Below are 25552 nucleotides of genomic sequence, written 5' to 3'. Positions count from 1 at the left end.
GTCCCGTCGGCCCCGCAACGCGGCAATGAAGCAACTTTAGTTGTCGCATGTGACCACGTCATGCGCTCGCACGTGTGCGGGTCCGCACGGTTGCCTGGACTCAGACGGCCCGGGACCGCCGGGCCCGACCAGGCAGGCGACTCCCGTGATCGAAGTCAGCGAACTGTCCAAGGACTACGGCGGCACCAGGGCGGTCGACCGGCTGTCCTTCGCCGTGCCCGACGGGCAGGTCACCGGATTCCTGGGACCCAACGGCAGCGGCAAGACGACCACGATGCGGCTGGTGCTCGGCCTGGACCGCCCGACCGCGGGCACCGCCCGCATCGGCGGTGTGTCCTACCGCGACCTCGCCGCACCGCTGCGGGAGGTCGGAGCGCTGCTGGGCACCGACTCGCTCCACTCGGGCATGACGGCGATCGCGCACCTGCGCTTCCTGGCGCGGGCGGGCGGGCTGCCGCGGAGCAGGACCGAGGAGGCGCTCGACCTCGTAGGGCTCACCGACAGGGCGCGCACCCGTGTCGGACGGTTCTCGCTGGGTATGCGCCAGCGGCTCGGCATCGCATCGGCGCTGCTGGGTGATCCGGGAACGCTCGTCCTGGACGAGCCGGTGAACGGGCTCGACCCCGAAGGCGTGCGGTGGATTCGCACGCTGCTGCGCACGCTGGCGGCCGAGGGCCGCACCGTGCTGATCTCCAGCCACCTGATGAGCGAGATGGCCGACACCGCCGACCGCGTCGTGGTCATCGGCGCCGGCCAGCTCATCGCCGAGACGGCGGTCGAGGAACTCACTCGGCGGGCCGGGGGCGCGGTGCAGGTCGCCAGCCCGAACGCCGCCCTCCTCGCCTCGGTCCTGGCGACGGAGGGAGCCGAGGTGAACCGCAGGCCCGACGGCGCCCTGACCGTCCGCGGCCTCGACGCGACGCGGGTCGGCGACCTGGCAGCCCGGTACGGGGTCGTCCTGCACGAACTCGTCCCGGAGCGCCCTTCCTTGGAGGACGTCTTCATGGAGCTCACGCGAGACTCCGCCCGGCACACCTTCGGCGCGAGCTCGGGCACGCCGGACACAGGAACGAACGGGGACAAGGACATGGCCACGGACACGGACCGATGAGGGTGCGCGGCCGCACCAGGCGAGTCGACCGCACGAGGCCAGGCGGTCGGCGAACCGCCTGGCGGACGGCGGTTGACCTGCGGCGGCCGCCGCGCGAGAGGCGGCCACCGCACCCCCTCCCCGCGCCGCGCCGAAGACCGCCGCGCGTCGCGTGCCAGCGCAGCCCGACGGCCGCACCGGCACGGCCCGCCGCAGCGCCCGGGTCCCGGGGCGCGCATTCAGTACTCCCCGCCCCGGGGTGCCGCGCCGGTCTCCCCAAACCCGCAAGGAGAACGATCGTGATCGCCACTCGCACCGCCTCGTCCGCCGCACCACACGCACCCGGGTTCACCGCGACGCTGCGCTCGGAATGGGCGAAGCTCCTCGCCTGGCCGTCGAATCGGGTCCTCATCGCCGTGACGCTCGCGCTGACCGTCGGAGTCACCACTCTCATGGGCCTCTTCGGCGACACGGCCGCACTCGCCCGGGAGCAGGCCCAGGGCGAGTACAGCGTCATCTTCTTCGGCGCCACGTTCGGGGTGTGGACGTTCTCCGCCCTCGCAGCCAACGTCGTGGCCGGCGAGTACCGGCAGGGCTCGATCGTGTGGACGCTGACCGCCACCCCGCGGCGATGGCGCGTACTGGCGGCGAAGCTCCTCATCGTCGGCACGCTGGCGGTGCTGACGGGCCTGGTCGTCTCCCTGGTGGGATTCCACCTCACCCAGGCCGTGCTCCAAGGCGCCGGATACGACGGCCTGCGGCTGGCGGATCCGGGCCTGTTGCGCGCCGTGCTCGTCTACATCCCGGTGTCGATGGCCGTGCAGTCGCTGATGACCGCCTCCACGGCGGTCGTGCTGCGCAGCGCCCCGGGCGCCTTCTTCGCGGTGGCGGGTCTGGGTCTGCTGCCGATCGCAGTCGCCCCCTTCCTGGGCGGATGGTGGGGTGAGAACATCCCCCGCTACATGACCGGCGCCGCGGCCGAGAGCGTCGCCGGCATAGCCGTGCCCCACACTCCGGGCTACCTGCCAACCGTGCCGGCCGCGGTGGTCATCGCCCTCTGGTTGATCCTGTTCATCGGCGTGGCTATGGCGGTGTTCCACCGCCGAGACGCGTGAAGAGCCGCCCCGAGGCGGACCGGCCGGGGGTGAGGGGACCGGGCGCTCTCAGCGGCGAGCAGGTACTCGATCGGTGGCCACCACCGAATCCGCACCCGCGGGCCACGGGCGTGCGCACCGTCCCGGTCAGCGGTCTTCCGGCGCCGGAGTAGCACCGGAAGACCGCTACGCAGCCCTCTACCCGGTGTGCTCTCCCCTGCCCTCGTCCTCAGCGGAACCGCCTTCGTTCCGTGCCGGGCACACGAGCTCGGCCAGCAGTTCGCGGAGGTAGTCGGCCACCGGGCGCTCGCCTGCAGCGTCACTGAGTGCGCGGAACTCGGTGTCGCTGAAGCCGACCGACACCGAGCGCGCCCCGTCCCGGCGGCGCGGCAGGCCCAGCATCCGGCGGTGAATACGCTCCAGTGCCTCAGGCGGCAGCGGTCCGTAGGCGGCCTCCAACTGCGACAGCCACTCCCGCAACTCGTTCCAGCGCGCGTAGCGCCCGGCGAGCACGTACAGATAGGACGCCACGTCGCGGTGGCCGGCGGCGCGCTGCAGCTCCTCGTGGGTCACCGGGTCCAAGGCGAGGCTGACCCGTCGAGCCAGTGGCGGCGCGGTCGCGACGTCGTCGCCGGAGCAAGGGCTGTGGGGTGCGGGGGCCTCGGCGCGCTCCGGAGCAGCAGAGGCGGAGGGGATCGTAGCGTTGTTCACCAGAACCTCCCAGATCATGGGCGAAAGCGGACTCGGCCGCGCACTGCGCGGCCCGCGGCCGCCTCCGCGATGGGAGCCGCCGGGGCCTCCGGCGCGCCCATGACACCTGGCCGCTGCTGCTCCCCCACGTTAACCCGCCGCGGACCGCCGGCCCCGGTTGTCCACAGCCTTCGTCCGCGGCCCTTCACGCCGAGATGCCTCCGCCGCCCCGGACCCGGCGAGCCGCGCGGTGTCACGCATCCGGTACGCCCGCGGGCGGTATCACCGGCAGCCCGTCCGGGGCACCCTCCTCGAGCAGCCGCAGCAGGGCCGCGGTGTCCATGTGCTGCTCCACCAGATCCCCCAGCGCGTCCAGGCGGGCGGTCCGCTCGGCGGCGAAGTCGGTGTCGGGGGCGGGCGCGAAGTCGCGGCCCGCGCAACGGGCCACGTCGGCCAGGAACGCGCGGCGGAACGCGTCGTTCTCCAGCGCACCGTGCCAGGTCGTGCCCCACACCGCACCCCGGCGCCAGCCGTCCAGGAAAGGCTCGGCGCCGTCGTCGGCACCGTCGTCGAGCACGCTGTGGCCGTGGTGGATCTCGTAGCCCTCGACCGGATGGCCGTAGGCCGATCCCACCGGGCGGCCCAGGGTCTTGTCGGCGGCGAAGGTGACGGCGGTGGGCAGCAGCCCCAGGCCGGGCACAGCTCCGGCCCCGGACTCGACCTCGTCGTGGATGCGGCGCGCCAGCATCTGGTAGCCGCCGCAGATCCCCAGCACGGGTCGGCCCTGCTCGGCGCGCGCCGTCACCGCGGCGTCCAACCCACGCTCGCGCACCCAGGCGAGGTCGGCGACCGTGGCGCGGGTGCCGGGCAGCACGACCAGGTCGGCGTCGTCCACCTCCTGCGGAGACGAAGCGAAGCGCAGGTCGACACCGGGCTCCACCGCCAAGGCGTCGATGTCGGTGAAGTTGCTGATCCGCGGCGTATGCACCACGGCCACGCGCAGGGTGCGCCCCTGGACCGGCGCCCGGACGGGGGCGCGCTCGGCGGTCAGCGCGAGCGAGTCCTCGACGTCGATCGACCGCCCTTCCAACCACGGCAGCACCCCGTGCACGGGCCGACCGGTGAGGCGGCGCAGCATGTCCAGACCCGGCTCCAGCAGCTCGGGAGCGCCGCGGAACTTGTTGACGACGAACCCGGCGATCAGCGCCTGGTCGGCCGGTTCCAGCAGCGCCAGGGTGCCGTGCATCGCGGCGAAGACGCCGCCGCGGTCGATGTCGCCGACGACCAGCACCGGCAGGTCGGCCGTGCGTGCCAGGCCCATGTTGGCGATGTCGCCGGGGCGCAGGTTGATCTCGGCGGGACTGCCCGCTCCCTCGCAGATGACCGCGTCGTACTCGGTGCGCAGCTCGGCCAGGCTCTCGGCGGCGACCGTGCGCAGCCGGTCTTTGAAATCGCGGTAACCCAGCGCGTCGGCCTCGCCGACGGGACGGCCGCGGACGACCACCTGGCTGCGGCGGTCGCTGCCGGGTTTGAGCAGAACGGGGTTCATCGCGGCGGTGGGCTCGACGCCCGCCGCCGCGGCCTGGGCGGCCTGGGCGCGGCCGATCTCGGCGCCGTCGGCGGTGACCACCGAGTTCAACGACATGTTCTGCGCCTTGAAGGGGGCGACCTTGACGCCTTGCCGGGCGAGCCAGCGGCAGATGCCGGTGACAAGGACGCTCTTGCCCGCATCGGACGTGGTTCCGGCCACCAGGAGGGCGGGAGCGCCCGCGGGACCGCGGCGCATCACGAGGCCCTCCCCGGACGCGGGCGGGCCGGCGCAAGGACGGCGCCGAGCCGCGAGGACTCCGCAGCGCGCCGGTGCAGCCCCGACCGCAGCGGCGCGGTCGGGGCGTCCGCCGCAAGGCCCTTGCGGCGGACGCCCACGCCCAGGGCCAGCACCGCCGCGACCCCCGCCGCGGCGCCGTTGACGGCCCGCGCCAGCCGCACCGCGCGCCTGATGTCTGCGACCTCGGGGTGGCGCCCCTCCCCCAGTTCCGGACGGTCCTCGCTCCGGGCTCCGTACACGTTCCTCCCTCCGAGGCGCACGTCCAGCGCGCCCGCGAACGCCGCTTCGCAGTGCCCGGCGTTGGGGCTGGGGTGGCGTGCCCCGTACCGGGCCCGGGTGCGCCGCGCCCGTTGGGGCGACCCGCCCGCAACCGGCGCCGCCGCGCAGGCCAGCGCCGCGGTCAGCCGCGCCGGCGCCCAATTGGCCACGTCGTCGAACCGTGCGGCCGCCCAGCCGAAGCGCTCGTATCGCGCGGAGCGGTGGCCCACCATCGCGTCCAGCGTGTTGACCGCGCGGTAGCCGAGCAGACCCGGCACGCCCAGCAGCGCACCCCACAGCAGCGGGGCGACCACGGCGTCGGACGTGTTCTCGGCGACCGACTCCACCGCGGCGCGGGCGATGCCCTTCTCGTCCAGGGACTCGGGGTCGCGGCCGCACAACCCCGGCAGACGGCGCCGCGCCTCGGCCAGGTCACCGGCCTCCAGCGCGCCGGCGACGCACTCCGCTTCGCGGCCGAGCATCGCCCCGCCCACGACCGCCCACGTCACCGCACCGGTCAGCGCCGCGCGGCCCGCACCGGCGGAGCGAGCCTGCGCGAGCCCTCCGCCGGCGATCACGGGAGCCACGGCGAGCAGTACAAAGGCGGCACCTCGCGCGCGGGAGCCCCGGGTGGGGCGGCGGGAGGGGCGGGAAGGCCCGTAGGCCTGCCGCTCAAGCCGTGCGGCGGCCTGCCCGTAGAGGGCCACCGGATGCCCGCGCCGCGGATCGGGCAGCACGCGGTCCAGCGCCGCACCCATGAGCAGCCCTGCGGCGATCGGCCAAGGCGAGTCTCGATCCAGGTTCTTCACCCGGCCAACGTTAGTGCGCGGCCGAACGGCAGCCCGCAGTCCCCCGCGACACGCGAACTTTAGTCACTTTCCGTGTACAACAACTACATAAAGTAATCGAATCGATCTCCCGGCCACCCCTGCCGGACCGAACACGAGGCCACTGACCAGCCTGCCCCGACACCGTAGAGGAGGGCGCCATGTCGGCCCTCGCGCTGATCGCCTTCCTCGCAACCAACGGCAGTTGGTGGTGCTTCTAGCCGCTGACCTGGCGACACACCCCGCGCCGACCCGCCGACCCCGCCGCCCCGAGTTGGCAAAACACCGCTAGCAGGCATGCCACCTGCGGTTAATCACGGGTAACGTGTTCCAAGAGGCCGGTAGAGACCGATTTGGTGGGGGCCGTGTGCTAACGAGACGCAACTACGAATGTCCGTAGTTGTTATTGTTTTGCCCGGCGATGAGTGACATCTTCCGAATACCCTAGAATGTCACCGCACCCAGCCCTGCCCGCGGCGCCAACCCCCACCTGCCGCCCGCGGCCCCGGTCAGCCACAGCAGGGCTGTGACCCGCCGAGCGACACACCTCGCCAACACGCAGGTCACAATGTCGTTACGAACGGCGGATCCACACCACAATTGAACCAAGCACCTGTAGCTCAGTGGAAAGAGCATCGGACTTCTAATCCGACGGCCGCAGGTTCGAATCCTGCCAGGTGCACCGAGTAATCGCAGGTCAGGGCTCCACGGTGCGCTGTCCCCGGTCGGCTACCCCGCCCGCTGGGACCAGGGTGGGACCACGCTGGGACCAACCGCGCCGGCCGGGTGATTCTCCGCTCGGGCCGAGCGTTCAGCAGTTGGGTGGAACTGCGCGCCGGTCGGCTGTAGCGTGACCGCCCGTGACCCTCCTCGTCATCGGTGGCAACGGATACCTCGGCCGCGAGATCGTTCGGCAGTCGATCGCCGCGGGTCACCGGGTGGCGGCGACCTTTCTAACGCGCCCACCCGAGGCGGACGGCGCGCAGTGGTTGCCCCTCGACGTCCGGGACCGCCGACACGTCGGCGAAACCGTGGACGCGGTGCAGCCGGACGTCGTCATCAACGCCGCCTACCGCCAGGACGACTGGACCACCACCGCCGACGGCGCCGCACACGCGGCACTCGCCGCCGCCCAGGCCGGAACGCGACTGGTCCACGTCTCCAGCGACGCCGTCTTCTCCGGCAACGCCGCCCGCTACGACGAGACAGCGGCGCCCGACCCCACCACCCCCTACGGCGCCGCCAAAGCCGCCGCCGAAACCGCGGTCAAGGCCATCACCCCGCACGCGGTCATCGCCCGCACCTCGCTCATCATCGGCGACGGCCACTCAAGCCACGAGCACCGGGTCCACGCCCTGGCCGCAGACCCGGCCACCGGGGTGCTGTTCACCGGCGACGTGCGCTGCCCCATCCACGTCACCGACCTGGCAGCCGCGCTGCTCGAACTCGCCGCACCCACCCACACCGGCACCTTTCACGTGGCCGGAGCCGACGCGCTGAGCCGCCACGAACTCGGAACCCTCATCGCCCACCGCGACGGCCTCGACCCCGTAGCCCTGCCCACCGGCCGACGCGCCGACACCGACCTACCCGGGCCGATCGACCTGCGCCTGGACACCACGGCCACCCAGCAGCACCTGCGCACCGAGTTACGCGGCGCCCACCGGTTTCTCACCTGACCTCCCAACGCCCGCGGAACCCGTCGGCCCGGCCGTGGACGCCGCCCGCCGAGGCGGCACCGCCCCGGCTGCTCTCGCCGCGGCGGATCAGCGCTCTGCCGGAGGACGGTCCCGCTGGATACGTCGGGCATGGATGCCACGGCGCGGCCCGGACGAAACCCCGCCCGCACGCGTGCGCCGCGACCGGGCGGCCCGGTCCTTCTTGCCATCGCCGCCGCGTGGGCCATCTCCGGCAACACACTGGCGTAGGTATCGGCCGTGACCACGATGCTGGCATGGCCCAACATCGCCTGCACCACCTTCAGATCGGCCCCGGCCGCCAAGGCGAGCGAGGCGGCCCCGTGGCGCAGATCGTGCAGCCGCACCGGAGGCAGCCCGCTCTGGCGCAGCCGCCGTTGGAACAGGCAGGTCAGCGAGTCGGGCGCCAGCACATTGCCGCGCGGGGCGGTGAACACGTACCCGTCCGGCTCCCACCGGCGGCCTACGGCCTGGACCTCGTGCTGCTGGGCCCGGTGGTGGCGGCGCAGCACCGCCACGGTGGCAGCCTGGAGAGCACGGCCACCCAGCAGTACCTGCGCTCCACTATGTCGGCCCCACCGCTCAGCAGTTGGCGGTGGGGCCTATTTGCACTGGCACTCGCTTGGGAAATTGATTCCACTGACGTGACTATTGGGGATTCCGCGATTCTGACGACCCCGCGACCTTAGGATCGCCCCGCCTAAGAACCTGTATGGAGGTCACGAAAACTTTTGCCAAACCGGAAAATCAAGCACGGTAAACATTGTATGTAATGGTGGCGTCTATTACCGATCCACCATGCATGACCTGGCCACAGTAAGGACCGTAGGATCTGCCCCCAAATGCAGCCCTGTCACCATACTGCCATGCGGAAATATTCCCCGAGATGGACTCGCAGCGATATTGCACTTGATGGGAGTATGCCCAGCCGGCACCATCGCAATAGGAATAAGCCCTGTTTCCCGCCTCCGAGACGCTGCAGAGGTCATCCCATTCCGGGTTGGCGCTCGCAGCAGGCGCCACAGCAGCTACTAACGCGAACATTCCCACTACAGTCGATAGACGTCGGAGCGTACGCATATTTCCTCCAAAGTCGAAGCTCAGGTTTTCGGTTAGGCCGCCTTGCCACCTGAAAGGCACTGATACATCCGGCGTCGCCGAATCTATGCAAGATAGAACCACGCCTGAAATCTACACATTAGCGGCATAAGCGACCACATCCGGCCAGGATGTTCCCGTTCCTCATGATCACAGTCGTGTCCTGGCCAAATCACATACCTTCCTCCGTCCAACAGGACGGATCGGTGCCTTGTACGGCCCATCCTGCGAAACGGATCCTGCACCAACCTTGCAGATACCTAGAATCCGCTGCTGGGGTGGGACCTGAACGCTGACAGTCGGACGGCGGGTCGCCGGACGCAGGAGGCATGAAATGGAGTTACGGCTTCTCGGCAGCGTCGAGGCGCGCTCCGGCGCTGATCCCGTGGACCTCGGCCCCACCCGCCAACGCACCGTTCTCGCCGCGCTCCTCATGGACGTCAACCGCACCGTGTCCGCGGACCAATTGGTCGCGCGGGTCTGGGGCGACGCTCCGCCGCAGCGCGCCAAGGACACGCTCTACGCTTATCTCTCGCGGCTGCGCAGGCTGCTGCCGGAGTCGGCGGCAGTCGTGCGCCGACGTGCCGGCGGCTACGCGGTCACCGCTGACGAGCTGGCGGTGGACGTGCACCTATTCCGCTTCCTGCTCGACCGGGCATGGAAGGAAGCCGACGACAACGCCGCAGTGACCCGGTTCCGGCAGGCATTGGGCCTGTGGCGCGGTGCCCCCTTCTCCGGAATCGATACCCCGTGGTTCAACGCGGCCCGCGAGGCGCTAGCCACGGAGCGGTTCGCCGCCGAACTGGAGTGCTGCGACCGGCGGCTGCGACTCGGCGAGCATGCTGCGCTCCTGCCGGCGCTGTCCGAGCGCAGTGCCGCCCATCCGATGGACGAGCGTCTCGCCGCCCAATACATGCTCGCCCTGTACCGCAGCGGCCAGCAGGCCGACGCACTGGCCCATTACCGGCACGTCCGAGCAACGCTCGCCGATGAGTTGGGGGTCGACCCCGCCCGGGACCTGCAGCGTTTGCACGAGGCGATGCTCGCGGGAGATCCAGACCTGAACCCTCCCACGCGCCCCGCGGCCTCTCCGTCAGCGGATGCCGGCGCACCTGTACGGACGGAGACCGAGTCCGCCTGGGCGGTCCAGTGCCAACTCCCTCTCGACGTCCCGGGCTTCGTCGGCCGTGCCGAGGTGATCAGGTGTTTGGAACAGGAATTGACCGCTGCGGTGTCTGTTCCCGTTGTCGTGTCCGGCCTGCCGGGGGTCGGTAAGACGGCGCTGGCGGTACACCTCGGCCACCGGCTTCGTACGGCGTTCCCCGACGGCCAGTGGTATGCACAACTGTCGGACTACGGTCACGGACCGCCCCGGGATCCGTCCGATGTTCTCTCGGCACTGCTGCGCTCCTCGGGGCAGAGCGCCCGCGACATCCCCGACTCCCCGAAGGACCGCGCTGCCGCCTATCGCAGCAGACTCGCCGATCGCCGACTACTGCTGGTGTTGGACAACGCGGTCGACGCCGAGCAGGTGCGGCCTCTGCTGCCCGGCACCGCCAGTGTCGCGGTTGTCGTCACCAGCCGATCCGACCTGCGCGGACTGACCGCCAGCCACACCGCCCGCACTCTGTCCCTCGAGGTCCTCTCGGGGCCCGAGGCCCACGCGCTGCTCGCAGGTGCCCTGGGAGAGGAACGGGTGGGCGCTGAGCCGGAGGCGGCCGGACACCTGGTCGAACTGTGCGACCGCCTGCCGCTCGCGCTGCGGATCGCGGCCGCCAACCTCGCCTCCCGGCCGGCTCGTTCCCTCGCGTCCTATACCGACGACCTCACTCGCGACGGGCGGCTCTCCGCGCTGTCGGTCGCCGGCGACCGGCAGGCGACCGTCCGCAACACATTCGATCACTCCTACACCGCCCTGGACCCAGCCGCGGCCCGGCTTTTCCGCCTCCTCGGCCTGCACCCAGGGCCCGACTTCACCGCCGAGGCGGCCGCGGCTCTGCTCGACTCCGACACCCCCGTCGCCGAACGCCTTCTTGACGTGCTCACCTCTGCCGGGCTTGTGCAGCGCACGGGCGCCGACCGGTTCCAGTTCCACGATCTGCTGCGCGTCTACGCAGCCGAGCACGCCGCGGACGATCCCGAGCGGGGAGCGGCTTGGCGCCGGCTGTGCGACTGGTATCTGGCCACGGTCGACGCCGCCACCGGCTTCGAGTACACCGGCAGCGCCCAACTCCCTCGGACACGCCATTCCTCCACCCGATTCGACGACCAGCATCACGCGGCAGCCTGGTTGGAGGCCGAACGCGCCGTCCTCGTCGCCGTCGTGCTGCGCACCGCCGACACCGGCCCACACGAGATCGCCTGGCAGCTGGCCGACCAGTTGTGGGTCTACTTCTACGCCCGGCGGCACACCGCCGAGTGGAGGGCCACGGCGACAGCCGCACTGCGGGCTGCCGAAGCCGAAGACGCGGTCCTACCCCAGGCGGTGCTGTGGAACAGCCTCGGTCTCCTGCACCAGCACGCGGGCGAGCCCGACACCGCCCGCGAAGCGCTGCACAACGCTCAGGAGGGATACCGCACCGCCGGCTTCACCGTCGGCGAGGTCGCAATCCACACCAACCTCGCAATCTACCACGCCCAGCGCGGTGAGATGCGCACGGCCCTCGAGTACCAGCAGAGCAGCGACGACCTACTCCGCGGCCTCGATCGACCGGTTCTGCTCGCCCGGGCCGTCAACATCACAGGTCTGATCCACTCCTACCTCGGCGAATTCGACCAGGCGGTGGACCTCACGACGGAGGCCATCGAGACGGCTCGAGCGCACAATCGCCCCACGGGCACAATCAGCCCGCTGGTCAATCGTGCCTGGGCCCGTCATGCTGTCGGCTGCTACGCCGATGCGCTAACCGACGCAACCGAGGCCCTGCAGCTGTGCAACCACCACCAGCAGCGCACCTGCGAATCCGCCGTCCACGAAATCCTCGCCCGCGTCCACCGTGACACCGGCCGCCTCGAACTCGCGCGCACCCACGCTGAGCATGCCCTGAGCACAGCCCGCAGGGTGGGCGATCCAGCCCACGAAGCCGACGCCCTGGGCACACTGGCCAGCGTGCATCACCTTGAGGGCCGGAGCGACCTGGCCCTGCCACATTTGCAGGAGGCGGTGGCGCTCACACGCCGCTGCGGCCTGCGCCATCAAGAAGCCGACACCCACGTGAACCTCGCCCGCGTCCATCTCGCTTCCGACGCCGTGGACCTCGCAGCTCACCACAGCGAGAAGGCGCTGACCCTCGCCCGCGCACTGGACCTGCGCCCCACCGAGCATCGCGCCCTGACCGCCCTCGCCGCGATCGCCCACGCCACCAGCGACCCCGCCAAGGCCGCCGACCACATGCAACAGGCCCAGAAGATCCAGGAGGAGACCGGATACCAGCCCCGCCCCTGATCCGAGAGCGGCACTACACACTTGCGGCGGCCAACGGATATGGGAGCCCGTGGCGATCAGTCGGAAATTCGCCTAAAGCGACTGCGGTTCTCGAGCGGCGTGACGGAGACCTCGTCAACTGCGACGAACACCCGTTCGCTTCCACATACGAGGGCGCATCGACAGGAGAGGAGAAACGCTTCTCGGCACGACTCATCGATGGCGACGACAATAAGGAAGCCGGAGGCCGCTTGCAAGCCACGTACTATAGGCAACGACTCTTTGACGGCGACCCCTTCTATGTCCGCATCTCTGGAACACCATGAACCAAAAGAACGAGTCTCCGGGCCCGCTCGCCCGGCATCAGGTATATGCCAGCCCCGACTACAGCATGATATCGATCCACGGAGGAAGCGGTTATCTCTACGGAAGCAACGCCGTAATCCGCCGATCGACCCGCGAAGGTGCCGCCGCCGACGAGCACTGGATCGTCGCCCGCTGCGCCAACGACACAGTGAAAGTCCGGTTCGACATCGCCGTCTGGTGGCAGCAACCACCGGGGGCCGACACCGATGAGGCCGAGCAGGAGCACATGCTCGCTGTCGGCTTCCCCGAGCAAGTCCTCTATATCGACCAGGGCACCAAGGGCATGGCGGCCGAAATCTCACTCCCCCGGGCGGGCGCCTACGCCGTCCGCCTGCGGGGATGGAACCATCACGTTGTCATGCACGAGGCCGAGGACATCGAACAGCGGGCCGACGCTGAAGACTGGGACCTCGACCGCATGGGTGAGGAACTCGACAAACTGGACGGCAAAGAACGCTACGCCGTCGACCTGTGGCCGACCCACGGAACCCGGGCGCCGGCGCCCGTAGGTGAGGCGAGCACCTCCACGGGGGGACAGCGCCACGGCGACGCTGTCCCCGCCCTGGGAAGAGCACTGGGCCCCCGGCGACGCCTACGTGAAACGCCGCTTGTTCCTTGTCCGGCGCCTGCGCTTGCGGATACCGCCGACGGGAGGGAAGACCAGCTCGGCGCCCTGGGCCTGGGGCTCAACGCTTCGCCCTGTGGTTCACCGTCTACGTGGATGCCCCCTGGAGCAGCTTCGCGCCGAGGGCGACCTACTTGAGGAGGACGTCGACCACCTGTCCCCGTTCGCGCGCAAGCACGTGAACGTGAACGGGCACTACTCGTTTCTGCTCCCCGACATTCCAGGCGACTGCCTGGAATTGCTGCCCCGGTGTCCCTTGGAGGAGGAATGAACGACACCGTCGCGGCCCGCCGACATGCCGGCCACCGTCATCGCCGAGCGGACCGGATCGCAGCGCTCGCTCACCGTACTCAAAGACCGGGTGCGCCGCCTCCGTCCGCTCTACCGGCCCGCGGACCCGGCCTCGCGCACTACCTACCGCCCGGGCGAGTTGGCCCAGTGCGACCTGTGGTTCCCGCCCGCACCCGTCTCGCTGCCGAGTTGCCTCTCCTGGCGCCGTCGCCCGGGTGGCGCACCAGCCTGCGGCTTCCCCGTGACCGCTACGTGCACCTGGCGCGTCGGTCGGGGGCATGGGCGTGGCCGGTGCCGCCTTCCCGCCCCTGGGGCCTTGTCAGCAGCACCCCAGGGGCAGGCAGGTGGTGTGTTATCGGGGCAGGCCGCGGCCGAACTCGGCATCGCTGCCGTCCATCCCCAGGGTGCCGCTACCGAAGTTCTGCGACCCGTCCGCGCTGAGCCCGTCGTCGGCGGCATACAACACGACGATGGAACCGTCGCCGCCGTTCTCGCCGGGGGTACCGGCGACGAGGTCGCGGTGGCCGTAGCCGGTGAGATCGAGAAGGGCGACCTCGGCCCCCATGCGATCGCCGGCCTCGCCCGCCCCGGCCACCCCGGGCGAACTCTGCTGGAAGGACTGGCGGCGCCCGGTCGGACCGTCGGGGCCGCCGTAGACGATGTCGACACCGCCGGCATTGGCCTCGTCGGCACCGGAGGCCCGGGCGGCATCGCCCACGGCGATGTCGGCGTGGCCGTCGGCGTCGATATCGCCCAGCGCCACCGACGAGGAGCCCAACTCCGCGTCCAGTTCGGTGCCCGGCGCGCCGAGCCCCGCGGCAGTGCCGTCGAAGACGCGGCCCGCGTGGTCGTCGAAAACGGCCGCCACCTCGGCGTGGCCGTCGGCGTCGATATCGCCGGCGGCGATGTCGGAAGTGTCCTCGGGCAGAGTGATGGGCTCGTTCAGCGGGCGGGGGGTCGTGATGCTCCCGGCGCGGGCGGTGGAGGCCTTGAGATCGGCGCCGGTGAAGACCTGCAGGTCGCCTCCCGGGGCCTCGCCGTCGCGGGCGGAGGAGACGGCCAGGTCGGGGTGGGTGTCGCCGTCGATGTCGGCGGCGGCCAAGGCCTGGACGCCGTCGGCGGGTGCGGGGGCGGCGTTGAACACCGTGGTCGGCGGGTCGCTGGGGGACTCGTCGAGATCTTCGCGGCCCCACAGCACGGTGACCTGGTTTTGCGCGCCCACGGCCACATCGGCCAGTCCGTCGTCGTCGAAGTCGGCCGTGGCCAGTGCGGTGCCGAAGTGGGTATCGCCGCGGTCCTGGCGCGGGGAGTGCAGGGTCAGCGCCGTCCCGGTGGGCCCCTCGGCCGAGCCGAAGACGATCTGGACCAGGCCCGCGTCGGTGTGCTCCTGCACGTCCTCGCCGGGGGCGGCGATGATGTGGTCGGCGTAGGCGTCGCCGTCGACGTCGGCGGTGCGCACCACGTCGCCGAAGCGGTCGCCGGCCTCGGGGGCGCCGCCCACACCGGTAGAGGACTGGTCGATCCGGGTGGCTTGGGAGGTGTCGAGACCGTCGGGGCCGGTGACGATGATGTCGACGTAGCCGCCGCGCACGTCGTTTCCGCCGAGGCCCTCGGGGGCACCGACGACCAGATCGGGCGGGGCGGTGTAGCCGCAGCAGGCGGCGGCGTCTCCGCCGCCGCCCTCCGGCTCGTCGGGGTCGGCGTGGGCGGGCGGTGGCTGGAGCAGGCCCAGGCCCAGGAGCAGGCCGGCGGCACCGGCGAGGCCAAGGCGATGTGTTGGAGGCATGACGGAGTCCGTTCGCTGGGGACGGGTGGATGCGTGACCGCCGAGGCGCACCCGGGCGAGCGGGAACCGGGGCCGGGACGGCAGGGGCAACGTACGAATGCGCCGATGCCGCGGCAAGGGCCTCGGCTGGGTGCGCCTGCTGTGGAGGCAGATGCGCGTTTCAACGCTGGTGGTGTGTGGAACGAGCGCGTCGAGCAGCAGCGGGGAGTGATCCGTGCGCCGCTTCCGTGCGGGCGGCATAAGGGTGTGACGCATGGTTCAGTGGCCGAATGCGGACAGTGGCAGTGTTTAGCGGCGCGAGATCAACAACGCCGACGAGAGTCGCCGCGTCGCTCTGAATCGCAGGAGGCCCCTCGCCACGGGTCGTCGCTTGCACCACCCGTGCGGTACCGCTCGCGCCCGACAAGGGCGAGCCGGTTCCGCAGACGCGCATGACCGTTTCCGGTCACCCACGTGATCATCATGGGTACTCAGTGCAACCGTCACGGGGGCTGTAAGTGGTGTTTCCAATGCAGGTCGTGACTTCTGTGCCATGCTCCAGCTGTATTGAAACGCCCGATTCGGCGGGGCCGCCAACTCCGCCCGGAGGTTCTTGCCGACGCGGATCGACGCTCCGTAGGTTTTCCGTGCCGCTCTGGCGCCCCACCGGTTCCCGCTCGCCCGGCCCGCCACAGCCGGCACACCCGGATATCCCCCGATCGAGCGAATGGAACCCCTGCGTGCGATCACGACCCTTCACTGCCGTGGGGGCGGCCGCCACCACCCTGGTGCTCGGCGCGTCCCTGCTCGCGGCCCCGCCCGCTCTGGCCGATGAGAACAGCCCCCACTCCCCCGCCGAACGCACCGTCCCCGCCCCCGACACCTGGTCACCGAGCAAGGCCGATCAGAAACCCGCCGGCGGCAAACCTCCCGAACAGGCCTGGCGCCCCGCCGACGCCGATGACCAGGAGCAGCAGCGCAGCCCCGGCTGGTCCTGCTCCACCGGCGGGGAGAACCTCGGCATCCACTCCTGGTACCCGATGGAGCGCCACCAGATCAGCGACCGCCTGGATCTGGACATCAACGTGGAGTCGGGCAACGCCGTGCTGCGCCACCGCGACCTGACCATACGCGGCACGGGGCTGGACCTGAACTTCAACAGCGTCTACAACTCCCGGGACCTGACCACCAAGTGGAAGCAGTCCTACGGCCGCGACATCGGGCTGATGATCGAGTCCGACCGCATCGCCTTCCACGGCCCCACCGGCTCCTGCGACACCTTCCACTCCGACGGCGACGGCGGGTGGGAGACCCCCTCCGGGGTCAACGCCGAACTGGTCGAGCTGGCCAACGGCACCTTCACCCTCACCTACACCAAGGGCCGGTTCCAAGACGAGGTCTGGTACTTCAACTCCTCCGGCTGGGCCACCGCCCGCAGTGACCGCAACGGCAACAAGATCGACCTGCGCTACACCACCGGCGGCAACCTCGCCTCGGCCACCGACACCCAGGGCCGCACCACCCGCGTCGAGTGGGACGAGGAGAACATCCGCCCCACCCGGCTGATCGACCCGACGGGCGAGACCGCGGCCGCCTATGAGTACTCCGGCGACTCGCACCAGCCATCGACGCTGGTCGACCGGGCCGGCCAGGAGATCGACTTCGGCTACACCGACGGCTACCTCACCTCGATCACCGACGCCACCGGCGCCACCTGGCAACTGTCCTACGACACCCAGGGGCGGGTGACCTCGCTGACCGCGCCCACCGAGGACGGCGGCGCCACCACCGAGTTCGACCACGGCGACGGCGAAACGACGGTCACCGACCCCAACGGCGGCGAGTCGGTCTTCGAGTTCGACGACCAGGGCCGCCAGACCACGGCCACCGACCAGGTGGACAACTCCCGCTCCCAGGAGTGGACGGCCAACTCCGACGTGGCCACCACCACCGACGCCCTGGACGCCTCGGTCACCTACGACTACGACAACGCCAACAACCTCATCGGCACCGAACTGCCCACCGGAGCTGAGACCAGCATCGGCTACGCCGACTCGGCCAACCCCACCAAGCCGACCTCGGTGACCAGCCCCGACGGCGACGAGCACACCATCACCTACGACCAGGCCGGCAACCCGCTGCGGTATCGCTCCACCGACGAGGACATCACGGTCGCCTCGCTGTCCTACAACGGCAACGGCACCGTCGCCTCGGTCACCGACGGCAACCTCAACCGCACCACCTACGACTACGACGCCGCGGGCAACATGGTGAAGCTGGAGGAGCCCGGCCCCATCGGCGCTATGACCTACACCTACGATGCCCTGTCGCGGGTCACCAGCGTCACTGACGGGAACGGGGTGAAACTGGAGTACGGCTACGACAAGCTCGACCGGGTCGTCTCGATCAGCCGCGACGGTGAGCTGATCCAGTCCACCACCTACGACGGCAACGGCCGCACCACCGCCACCCACACCGACCAGGCCAGCCTGTCCTACACCTACGACGGGCGCGGCGACCTCCTCAAGACCGTGCGCAGCGACGCCGACGGCGAAGAGAAGACCACCTACGCCTACGACGCGGCCGGCAACCTCACCGAGATGACCGAGCTGGGCGCGACCACCACCTACACCTACGACGCCGCCTTCCGCCTGGACGAGCTCACCGACCCTACCGGGGCCACCACCGCCTTCGACTACGACGAGAACAACCGCCGTACCGGTATCGAGCACCCGGACGGGGCCACCCAGTCCAAGGACTACGACGAATCCGGCCGCCTGACGAGCCTCGAGGCGACCAACGCCGCGGGTGAAATCGTGACCAAGGCGTCCTACTCCTACGACAACGACGGGTCCGACTCCGGACAGTTGCAGTCCACGACCGTCGACGGTGAGACCGAGGACTACACCTACGACGGTATGGACCGCCTCACCTCCGACGGCGAGACCGACTACACCTACGACGACGCCGGCAACCTGCTAAGCGCCGGAGGCGACGAGTTCACCTACAACAACGCCGACCAGGCCACCCAGGCGCGCGGCGACGAACTCGCCCACGACAAGGCGGGCAACCTCGTCGAGAAGGCTGGCGCCCAACTGCAGTACTCGCCCACCAACCAGTGGACCAAGACCGACACGGCCCAGGGCGACCTGCAGACCTCCATCAGCTACGACACCGCGAACTCCACCCAGGTGCGCGGGATCACCGACATCAAGGGCGACACCCGCATCGATCGCCAGGTGGTCAACACCGCCCTGGGCATCAGCGACATCGCCTCCGACGGGGAGCGCACCCGCTATGTGCGCGACCCGAATGGCACGTTGATCTCGATGATCGACGGGGCCGACGACACCCGCTACCACTACACGACCGATCATCAGAGCTCGGTGCTGTCGGTCACCCAGGCAGGCTCGGAGGCCGATGCGCCGGCGGTGGACTACGACTACACCCCCTACGGCCAAACCACCACCAACGCTGCCGGTGACGCCGATACCCGGGCCGCAGGGTTGAACCCCTTCACCTACACCGGGGCGTATCAGTTCCAGAACGGAACCCTGCACCTGGGCCACCGGTTCTTCTCACCCGGCATCAACCAGTTCACCCAACCCGACCCCAGCAGGCAAGAACGCAACAACTACACCTACGCCGGGTGTGATCCCATCAACAACACCGACCCCACCGGCCTGATGTCGGCGCAGGCAGGCGGAAGGCTTGGGGCAAGCGTCGGAAGTATGGCAATGGCCGCCGGCTTCGCCGCCGCTGGAGCGTGCGCGGTTACCGCACCTGCCTGCTTGGCCGGAATGGCGGTGGGTGGAGCCGCTGCCGGCGCGGCCGGAGGAGCGCTTGGCGCCTCTCTCGCAGGGGGATCGGGCGGCCAGGTCGCTTCGGCTGGGGCATGGGGCGGCGTAGGCGGCGCTATCACGGGGCCGATGCCGGTGAACTTCGGAATGTGGACCGGCATGGGATTCAATCTGGCTGTTCACGGATTGACTTAACCACTACGTTGTGAAGGCGGGCGTGGAGTGCTGCGCCCGCCGTACCCCCTGGAAGGGAGCTGCCTCCGTAATGAACGAATCATCAAGCCTGTTCGAGCGGTCGATGGTCCGACTCGCAAAGAGCAGAATCCTGCTCCCCTTCTTTTACTTGGGCACTCCCCCCACTGAGAACGATTCCCCGGAAACAGTTCGAAACATCGCCATCTCGGCATCCCTTCCAATTGCCCCACTGGTCGGTATCGTATTGCTGAGCGTATACCTCGAAGACAGTATTACTGGGGGAATCATTTTCTCTGCAGTCACTTTTCTATGGTTCCTTCTGATTGTACTTCCGAAAATTGTCCTGATCTTCTATATCAGGAAATCGAAGAGGCAAGATCTCAGCGCGGACTAGAAAATTACTCGGCGTCAGAACTTGAAAAGACTGGAGCGCCCGCTCGACCGGAATTGTCGTCGATATTCCGACCGATTTCGCCGCCGAGACTCCCGCGTCATTCATCGGTAATAAATTAAAGACCAGGAGGCCGGGTTCAGTCGCGTTGGAATCCGCTATTCGTGACACGGAAGTCCCTCCGGGCATCCCCACCGATTGCGCGCTACCAGGGCACCCGCTCACGGCAGGCAACAGAGGGGCAGGTGGCCGACTGAATGCTCAAGAAAAGTCAAAGAGACCCTACTCCGCACCATACCCACGACTCTCCCTTTGTTTGGCCGCAAGAAAAAGGAAAAACTTAGGGGGTACAGAGATCAAAAACCACAACAATGCGAACAGGATGCAGGCGATCCCTGCGATCTCGGCTTTCCAGAAGTAGAGACTTATCAAGCCGAGCACGAAAAAGGCGGCAGCCACGTTGGCTGCGGTTAATATCGCATAGCGAACAGCGCCCGGGGAGGCGTCCTCCGTTAGCTGAGTGCCTCGGAAAATTGGCGGAACGGTAAATTTATTCGTTGCCACGCGAATCATTGACCGCTTGAATCTGCTTGTCTCTTCTCGCATTTTCTGGGAATCTTTCAGAGGGGTTTCGTGTTTCTTAAACGGTGGTACCCGTCATGCGGCATGCTATTCCTGACTGGAATGGATCCTCGTCGATGTCAGCTCCTCCCGCCCTGCTCTGCTCAAGGCGAGCGGATCGACCTCTGGTACTCCGGAAAAGCCCACGTCCACGGAGGTAACCTGCAAGGGCTGATGGAACCGGGAGGGTTCCCGCTGTTCGTCGGCGGTGTCGAACCCGGATCGGTGCACGACCTCACCGCCGCTCGCCTGCACGTCCTGCCCGCCCTCTACACCGCGGCCGCCCGCGGCCTCTGCGCAACCACGGTTCGGCCTCCTCGCTGCGGCCGCCCTCCTTCAAGAGCACACCGAGGTTGACCATCGCTTCGGTATCGCCCTCTCCAACGGCGCGACGCCACCAGTGCTCGGCATCCCCCACGCGATCGGCCTGGGCCAGCAGCAGACCGAGGTTGTACATAGCCTTGGTGTGGTCGCCCTCGCCGGCCCGGCGCCACCAGTGCTCAGCGTCCTCACTGCGGCCGCCGACCTTATATAGCAGACGGAGGTTGTACATCCCGTTGGTGTGGTCGCCTTCCGCGGCCCGCCGGCACCAGCGCTCAGCATCCTCGCTGCGGCCGGTCTGCTCCAGCAGCACCCCGAGGCTGTGCATCGCATTGGTGTGACCGCCTCCGGCAGAATGGCGCAACCACGATTCGGCTTCCTCTGTCCGGTCGGCCTGTGCCAGCAGCCCACCCAGGTTGACCATCGCGTTGGTGTGGTCGCCTTCCGCGGCCCGCCGGCACCAGCGCTCATCTCGGAGGGGTAGGACAGCACGTGAAGCTCCTGGTCGGACGGTTTGATCTAGGCAATCGCCCGTCTACCAGGAGCTTCACGTGTTCTTGGCCACGCCACGCCGTACACACTCTCCGAGCAGCCCGAACACCAGGTTGGCAAAGGCTCACTGAGCCCGTTGCCGGCTGATGTCAACGGCGGTGGAAGACTGACCCCTTCATGACGGTTGAAAGCTGACCCCCTTCAGCTGGTTCGAACACTGCTGTCAGTCGGTGGCATCGGCCGCGGGCGTGCGGCCGAGATCACGGTCTTTGAGCCGGTAGAAGTCTCCCTTCAACCCGAGGACCTCGGCGTGATGGACCAGCCGATCGATCATGGCCGCAGCCACGGTGTCGTCACCGAAGACCTCGCCCCACCGGCCGAAGGGCTTGTTGCTGGTCACGATGAGACTGGCCCGCTCGTAGCGGTTGGAGACCAGCTGGAAGAACAGGTTGGCCGCCTCGGCGTCGAACGGGATATAGCCGACCTCGTCGATGATCAGCAGCGGATAGCGGGCCAGCCGGGTCAGCTCGGCCTCCAATCGCCCCGACTCATGCGCCGCGGCCAGTCGGTTGACCCACTGGGCTGCGGTGGCGAAGGCGACCCGGTGCCCGGCCTGGCAAGCGCGCATCCCCAGCCCGGTGGCCAGATGGGTCTTGCCGGTGCCCGGCGGGCCGAGGAAGACGACATTGTCCTTGGCCGCCACGAAGTCCAGCGTGCCCAGGTGGGCGATGGCCTCGCGGCTCAGACCGCGCTGATGGTCGTAATCGAAGTCCTCCAAGCTCTTGGGTGCGGGAAAGCGGGCGTGTTTGATGCGCGCAGCGCCGCCGTGCTCCTCGCGGGCGGCGACTTCGCGCTGCAGGCAAGCAGCCAGGAACTCCTCGTGGGTCCAGGATTCTGCGCGGGCGCGTTCGCCCAGGCGCTGGATGGCGGCCAGCAGCGAGGGCGCTTTGAGCGCGCGGGTCAGATAGGCCAGCTCGGCCGCGGTGTCGCCGCCCGTCTTGGTCTTGGCGGCCATCAGGCAACGACCTCCTCTGCGGTGCCGAAGTGGCGGTCGTAGCTGGCCAGGTCGCGCTGCTGGACCTCGTCGGACTGCGGAGCGGCGCCCGCGTGGATAGCGGTGGTGCGCAGCGCGGTGGCCGCGCGCAAGTGGGCGGCATCGCTCAGCGTCTGGTGGGCGGCCCAGCAGCGCGCGTGGTCGGCCACCAGGTGCCCGTGACGCCAAACCCGCACCGCCTCCAGATCGGCGCGCACCGCGACCCGCCGGCCCACCGCCCACGGGTGCACCGAGTAGTCGCAGGTGTCCAGGCGGATGTAGTGGTCGCGGGCCAGGCACGTCTCCCAGCGATGGCCCACTGCCTCGGGCTGCTGGGCCGGCAGGGCGACCATCGCCGCCCGGTCGGCCTCCAGCCGCTCGGTGGGCCGGCAGCGCAGACGCTGGTGGATGCGGGTGTTGGCGCCGTCGCGCCAGTCGCCCAGCTGGGCGTTGAAGTCGGCCGGGCCGACGTAGTGCCGCCCGGGCTCAAAGGAGGTCGCCAGGTAGCGGTTGGCGCGCTCGACCACCCCTTTGGCCTCGGGATCACGGGGGCGCAGGATGCGCACCCCCACGCCCAGCGACCCGGCCAGACCGGCGAACTCCGGACTCAGCCGGGGTGCGTCGCGGCCGCGCCAACGGCCGATGCCGCTCTCGTTGTCCCAGACCAGGGTCGTGGGGCAGGCGCCCAGCTGTTCCAGCAGCGCCCAGGTGCCCGCGGTCAAATCCGCGGCCCGGCGCGAGGGCAGCATCCGCGCCATGATCAGGCGTGAGTAGCCCAGCACCATCACCAGCACCGGAGGGCGCCCCACCTGGCCGCCGCCCAAGGGCACGTCGGCGTTGGGGGGAACCACAGGTCGAACTGGACGATGCCGCCCGGCTCATAGCGGGTGCGCGATGCGGGGTCGGGCACTTGGTAGAGCGGCCGCAGTTGGCGGATGCGGTCCTTGAGCACGGTCATGCCGCGCTGCCAGCCGATGCGTTCGGCGATCACCGTCGCCGGCATGTCCGGGGTGGCTTTGAGCAGCGCCCGGATCTCGCCTTCGACGGCGTCGACCACCGATCCCCGCGGCGCCCGTTGGTAGCGCGGCGGGTCCTCGCAGGTCAGCGCTCGGCGCACGGTGTTCTTCCAGATGGCCATCTGCCGGGCGATCGCCTTGATCGCCATGCCCTCTGACTTGCGCAGACGGCGGATTTCCGCCCAGTCCTCCACGTTGATCACCCTCCGATGATCAGCTGAGGGGGTCAGATTTCGTCGGACGCCAGGGGGTCAGTATTCACGTGTCGTCGACACACCGGCATGATCCCGATCTCGTCCTTGAGACCCTGACGTAGAGATACCCCTAGTAGAGAGGTTGATCACCACAACCACCACATCCGAACCAGGGGCGCTGCTACCGCTGCTGCGCCTCCGCCAATCCGCCGTGGAAGTCGGTACGTGCTGTAATCCGGGATTTCAGGATGGAACGGTCGCACCATCGACCGGCCGCCCCGCATCCGAGACTGAGGCCGCGGTGGCACGCCCCCGAAGCTCTCGCGTTGAGGTGCTCCAGCAGGCCGATGAGAGGGTTCTCGTGCGGCCTCAGTGGCAGCGATCCGCCGTCAAAACACACAGAGGCTCGTGCCCTCTATGTGCCTTCACGCACTATTCGACGTTGCCTCCACTGGGCGATGATAGCCGATATCGCCATCACCAGAGCTGCGCCGAGGAATCCTCCCGTGCCGTTCACGATCAGGTCCCCGGTACCCACAACACCTCCGGTCCCCATCAGTAGCTGAGAGGCCTCGATTGCCAACGACAGGATCGCCCCGGTAAGCAATCTGACTACCGCCGAGGTGAACGCGGCGGCGGCAACAATCCCGATGGGAACGAATAGCAGGAAGTTGACGACGAGCTCCTCGACTACGAGAGTTGCACTCTCCGATTCAAGGTAGTCGTCGGGATCAGCGTAGTAGACGCCGTCTTTCTTTAGAAATCTCGTCGCGTCCTCTCCGATTGGGTTTCCTTCGTTATCGAGCCAAAGTGCTTCACCGCGGACCTCGAACCGATACGCGTAGTATTCGCCTGCCGATTCATCCGCTAATACGATTTCGCGCGCAGTCTCGACTGTGAGATCCTCTTGGTCGTCGAAATGGACGTAGCGTCCTTTCCCCGCTCGAATAGCGAAGGAGTCTGAAGGAGCGAATTCCTGCATGTAGCCCGCGAGCGGATTCCACTCCACCTGCGTCGCCCTCCCGGCTGCTGCCGCCGATCCCACATGGGCCGGTTGCACGAGCACAACGAAGTACAGGGCGACCGCGCACGCGAGGCAGACGCGAGCCCAGGAAGCTGCCTGGCGGGGCCGGCGGGCCATGGTCGCGGCCACCAACCACCCGGCAACGAGGAGTCCCCCAAGGACCAGCGCTATCGTCACCGGGTTTACGAACAGTAGTACCGTCCACATAAGCCGCGGAGAGAACCTTTCTACGTCTAAGCAGCCCCAGGTTGAGCGCTTCGCGGGGTCGTCCAGGAAGCCGGACGACCCCGCATTTTAAACACGACCGGCAGATCCGACGGACACCGCCGTCGACCCTGCCGTGGATTATACTCTGACTTCTATGTTACTAGCACGCAGCGAACTCCGTCCGGAAGTCATTTCCGTTAACCCACATGATCCCTTGGAAGGACTTTGGCGTCGAGCTCGACGTGTAGAACACATCGCCACCGCGGCCACCCGGGGCGATTGATTGCGTACTCCCCCGTTTGTCCTTGTTATTCCATCTGGCGCCGAACTGAGCGGTGATGGTCGAGCCACCATCCTTGAAATAGTCGACTGCCGCGTAGTTGCACGACGACGGAGCATGTACTCGCAAGGTGCCGTTCGTGAGGTATCCGTATTCATAGTCGAGGGCACCGACACCCGAGTCATCGCCGCGTTCTTCGGCGAGTTCCTGCTGGTATTTCTCCAGGCTTTCGACGTCCTTGTCTTCGCCCACCTCGAGGAGTCGGTCGTCGTCTGTCAAGATGACCTCCTCCTCGTAGATCACGTTGAGCTCATTCGTCTCGTCAGCAGATACTGCGGACACGCCCATTGAGGAAAAAATGGCGATTACGGCCGAGGCGGCGACAGCGGTCCGGCGCAAAATCAATACAACTCCAAAATATGCAGCGTGCGGGCCAGGGCGACGCTAACAGAGTGACCGGTTCGCCGAAGTTGCTTCCAAGAGTGACACAGAACATCGCAATCGATCTCACTCCCATGACGTGCCGTGGAGGTCATCGTTGCTGTGTGTGTCTGAATGTGGACGGATACATATATTGACACCATGGCTGCACGGATGTTGGCACCGCCCCTACACTTCGCCCGCCGGCAAGGCGCGGCCGCTCATGCCACTCTTCACGGGTGCACACGCGAGCCAATGCCGGTCGCAATTCATCGGGCGGACCATCTCGCCTTCTGGACCGGCAAAGCGGGTGACGCGGCCAGTGCCCCGCGACCTACTCGCCGACCTCCTGGCAGACCATGAGCGCGTCCTAGGCCCCCACCACCCCAACACCCTCACCGTCGCGGCAGCTTTCGATTATTGGAGACGCGAAAGCGAAGCATAGAATCCGGGCATCAGATTTTCTTCCGAGAGATCGATCCCACCCGGCGACAGAGACCAACCG

Annotated in this window: 16 protein-coding genes, 1 tRNA gene and 4 pseudogenes; 10 read left to right on the top strand and 11 right to left on the bottom strand. The window is 68.5% G+C overall.

The window, feature by feature from the left end; translation table 11 throughout:
- Window positions 1–145: 145 nt before the first annotated feature.
- Together LP52_RS21845 and LP52_RS25915 are read left to right on the top strand one after the other, a co-directional pair.
- A complete protein-coding gene (locus LP52_RS21845) occupies window positions 146–1111 on the top strand; it encodes an ABC transporter ATP-binding protein (RefSeq protein ID WP_052810134.1) in 966 nt (321 codons plus the stop codon).
- Window positions 1112–1389: 278 nt separating this feature from the next.
- On the top strand, window positions 1390–2205 hold the full coding sequence (locus LP52_RS25915; RefSeq protein ID WP_052810133.1) for an ABC transporter permease subunit: 816 nt from the start codon (window positions 1390–1392) through the stop codon (window positions 2203–2205).
- Between the two features lie 177 nt (window positions 2206–2382).
- On the opposite strand, the gene LP52_RS21835 is transcribed toward LP52_RS25915, so the two are convergent.
- The 3 genes from LP52_RS21835 to LP52_RS21825 form a co-directional block, all read right to left on the bottom strand.
- Window positions 2383–2913: a hypothetical protein gene (locus tag LP52_RS21835; RefSeq protein ID WP_052810132.1), complete on the bottom strand. Its 531-nt coding sequence runs from the start codon at window positions 2911–2913 to the stop codon at window positions 2383–2385.
- Between the two features lie 214 nt (window positions 2914–3127).
- On the bottom strand, window positions 3128–4660 hold the full coding sequence (locus LP52_RS21830) for a cobyric acid synthase (protein ID WP_040276243.1): 1533 nt from the start codon (window positions 4658–4660) through the stop codon (window positions 3128–3130).
- A complete protein-coding gene (locus tag LP52_RS21825; RefSeq protein WP_084723402.1) occupies window positions 4660–5718 on the bottom strand; it encodes a cobalamin biosynthesis protein in 1059 nt (352 codons plus the stop codon). The genes LP52_RS21830 and LP52_RS21825 overlap by 1 nt, the downstream gene beginning before the upstream one ends.
- 678 nt (window positions 5719–6396) lie before the next feature.
- Here LP52_RS21825 and LP52_RS21820 point away from each other — a divergent pair.
- Together LP52_RS21820 and LP52_RS21815 are read left to right on the top strand one after the other, a co-directional pair.
- A tRNA-Arg gene (locus tag LP52_RS21820) sits at window positions 6397–6469 on the top strand.
- Window positions 6470–6647: 178 nt separating this feature from the next.
- Window positions 6648–7466: a sugar nucleotide-binding protein gene (locus LP52_RS21815; protein ID WP_040276242.1), complete on the top strand. Its 819-nt coding sequence runs from the start codon at window positions 6648–6650 to the stop codon at window positions 7464–7466.
- Window positions 7467–7759: 293 nt separating this feature from the next.
- Here LP52_RS21815 and LP52_RS28855 read toward each other — a convergent pair.
- Window positions 7760–7897, bottom strand: a pseudogene (locus tag LP52_RS28855) (site-specific integrase); the annotation flags it as partial.
- A 1019-nt stretch (window positions 7898–8916) separates the two neighbouring features.
- On the opposite strand from LP52_RS28855, the gene LP52_RS21805 reads away from it, so the two are divergent.
- From LP52_RS21805 to LP52_RS26840, 4 genes and pseudogenes are all read left to right on the top strand, one after another.
- The gene (locus tag LP52_RS21805) at window positions 8917–12027 is read left to right on the top strand and encodes an AfsR/SARP family transcriptional regulator (protein ID WP_040276240.1); all 3111 of its coding nucleotides are present in this window, start codon (window positions 8917–8919) and stop codon (window positions 12025–12027) included.
- A complete protein-coding gene (locus tag LP52_RS29030; protein WP_084723407.1) occupies window positions 12009–12332 on the top strand; it encodes a NucA/NucB deoxyribonuclease domain-containing protein in 324 nt (107 codons plus the stop codon). Before LP52_RS21805 ends, LP52_RS29030 begins: the two co-directional genes overlap by 19 nt.
- Entirely contained in the window at window positions 12329–13135 is an 807-nt protein-coding gene (locus LP52_RS27490) for a hypothetical protein (RefSeq protein ID WP_157036436.1), read from the top strand. The genes LP52_RS29030 and LP52_RS27490 overlap by 4 nt, the downstream gene beginning before the upstream one ends.
- Before the next feature lie 157 nt (window positions 13136–13292).
- A pseudogene (locus LP52_RS26840) lies at window positions 13293–13475 on the top strand (IS21 family transposase); the annotation flags it as partial.
- 165 nt (window positions 13476–13640) lie between these two features.
- On the opposite strand, the gene LP52_RS21795 reads toward LP52_RS26840, so the two are convergent.
- Window positions 13641–15074, bottom strand: a complete 1434-nt coding sequence (locus LP52_RS21795; RefSeq protein ID WP_040276238.1) for an FG-GAP repeat domain-containing protein — start codon at window positions 15072–15074, stop codon at window positions 13641–13643.
- A gap of 719 nt (window positions 15075–15793) precedes the next feature.
- On the opposite strand from LP52_RS21795, the gene LP52_RS21790 reads away from it, so the two are divergent.
- Window positions 15794–19048, top strand: coding sequence for an RHS repeat-associated core domain-containing protein (locus LP52_RS21790; RefSeq protein ID WP_238581045.1), 3255 nt, complete (start codon window positions 15794–15796; stop codon window positions 19046–19048).
- A gap of 673 nt (window positions 19049–19721) precedes the next feature.
- Here LP52_RS21790 and LP52_RS27485 read toward each other — a convergent pair.
- Window positions 19722–20045 (bottom strand): hypothetical protein, encoded by a 324-nt coding sequence (locus LP52_RS27485; RefSeq protein ID WP_157036435.1) that lies wholly within the window; start codon window positions 20043–20045, stop codon window positions 19722–19724.
- Window positions 20046–20180: 135 nt separating this feature from the next.
- On the opposite strand from LP52_RS27485, the pseudogene LP52_RS28535 reads away from it, so the two are divergent.
- Window positions 20181–20354: pseudogene (locus LP52_RS28535) on the top strand (IS5/IS1182 family transposase); the annotation flags it as partial.
- On the opposite strand, the gene LP52_RS21780 reads toward LP52_RS28535, so the two are convergent.
- The 5 genes and pseudogenes from LP52_RS21780 to LP52_RS27480 all read right to left on the bottom strand — a co-directional run bounded on the left by LP52_RS21780 (window position 20296) and on the right by LP52_RS27480 (window position 24930).
- A complete protein-coding gene (locus LP52_RS21780) occupies window positions 20296–20709 on the bottom strand; it encodes a tetratricopeptide repeat protein (RefSeq protein WP_052810131.1) in 414 nt (137 codons plus the stop codon). The pseudogene LP52_RS28535 and the gene LP52_RS21780 overlap by 59 nt on opposite strands.
- Window positions 20710–21096: 387 nt before the next feature.
- Entirely contained in the window at window positions 21097–21888 is a 792-nt protein-coding gene (gene istB, locus LP52_RS21775; RefSeq protein WP_040276236.1) for an IS21-like element helper ATPase IstB, read from the bottom strand.
- Window positions 21888–23125: pseudogene (gene istA, locus LP52_RS21770) on the bottom strand (IS21 family transposase). Before istA ends, istB begins: the two are co-directional and overlap by 1 nt.
- Window positions 23126–23531: 406 nt before the next feature.
- A complete protein-coding gene (locus LP52_RS25910) occupies window positions 23532–24317 on the bottom strand; it encodes a VanZ family protein (RefSeq protein WP_169775395.1) in 786 nt (261 codons plus the stop codon).
- Window positions 24318–24507: 190 nt separating this feature from the next.
- Window positions 24508–24930: a hypothetical protein gene (locus LP52_RS27480; protein ID WP_157036434.1), complete on the bottom strand. Its 423-nt coding sequence runs from the start codon at window positions 24928–24930 to the stop codon at window positions 24508–24510.
- Window positions 24931–25552 lie beyond the last annotated feature (622 nt).

Origin of the sequence: Streptomonospora alba (genome assembly GCF_000826685.1) — a bacterium.
GTDB classification, from domain to species: domain Bacteria; phylum Actinomycetota; class Actinomycetes; order Streptosporangiales; family Streptosporangiaceae; genus Streptomonospora; species Streptomonospora alba.
This window is presented reverse-complemented; position numbering and strand designations above follow the sequence as displayed.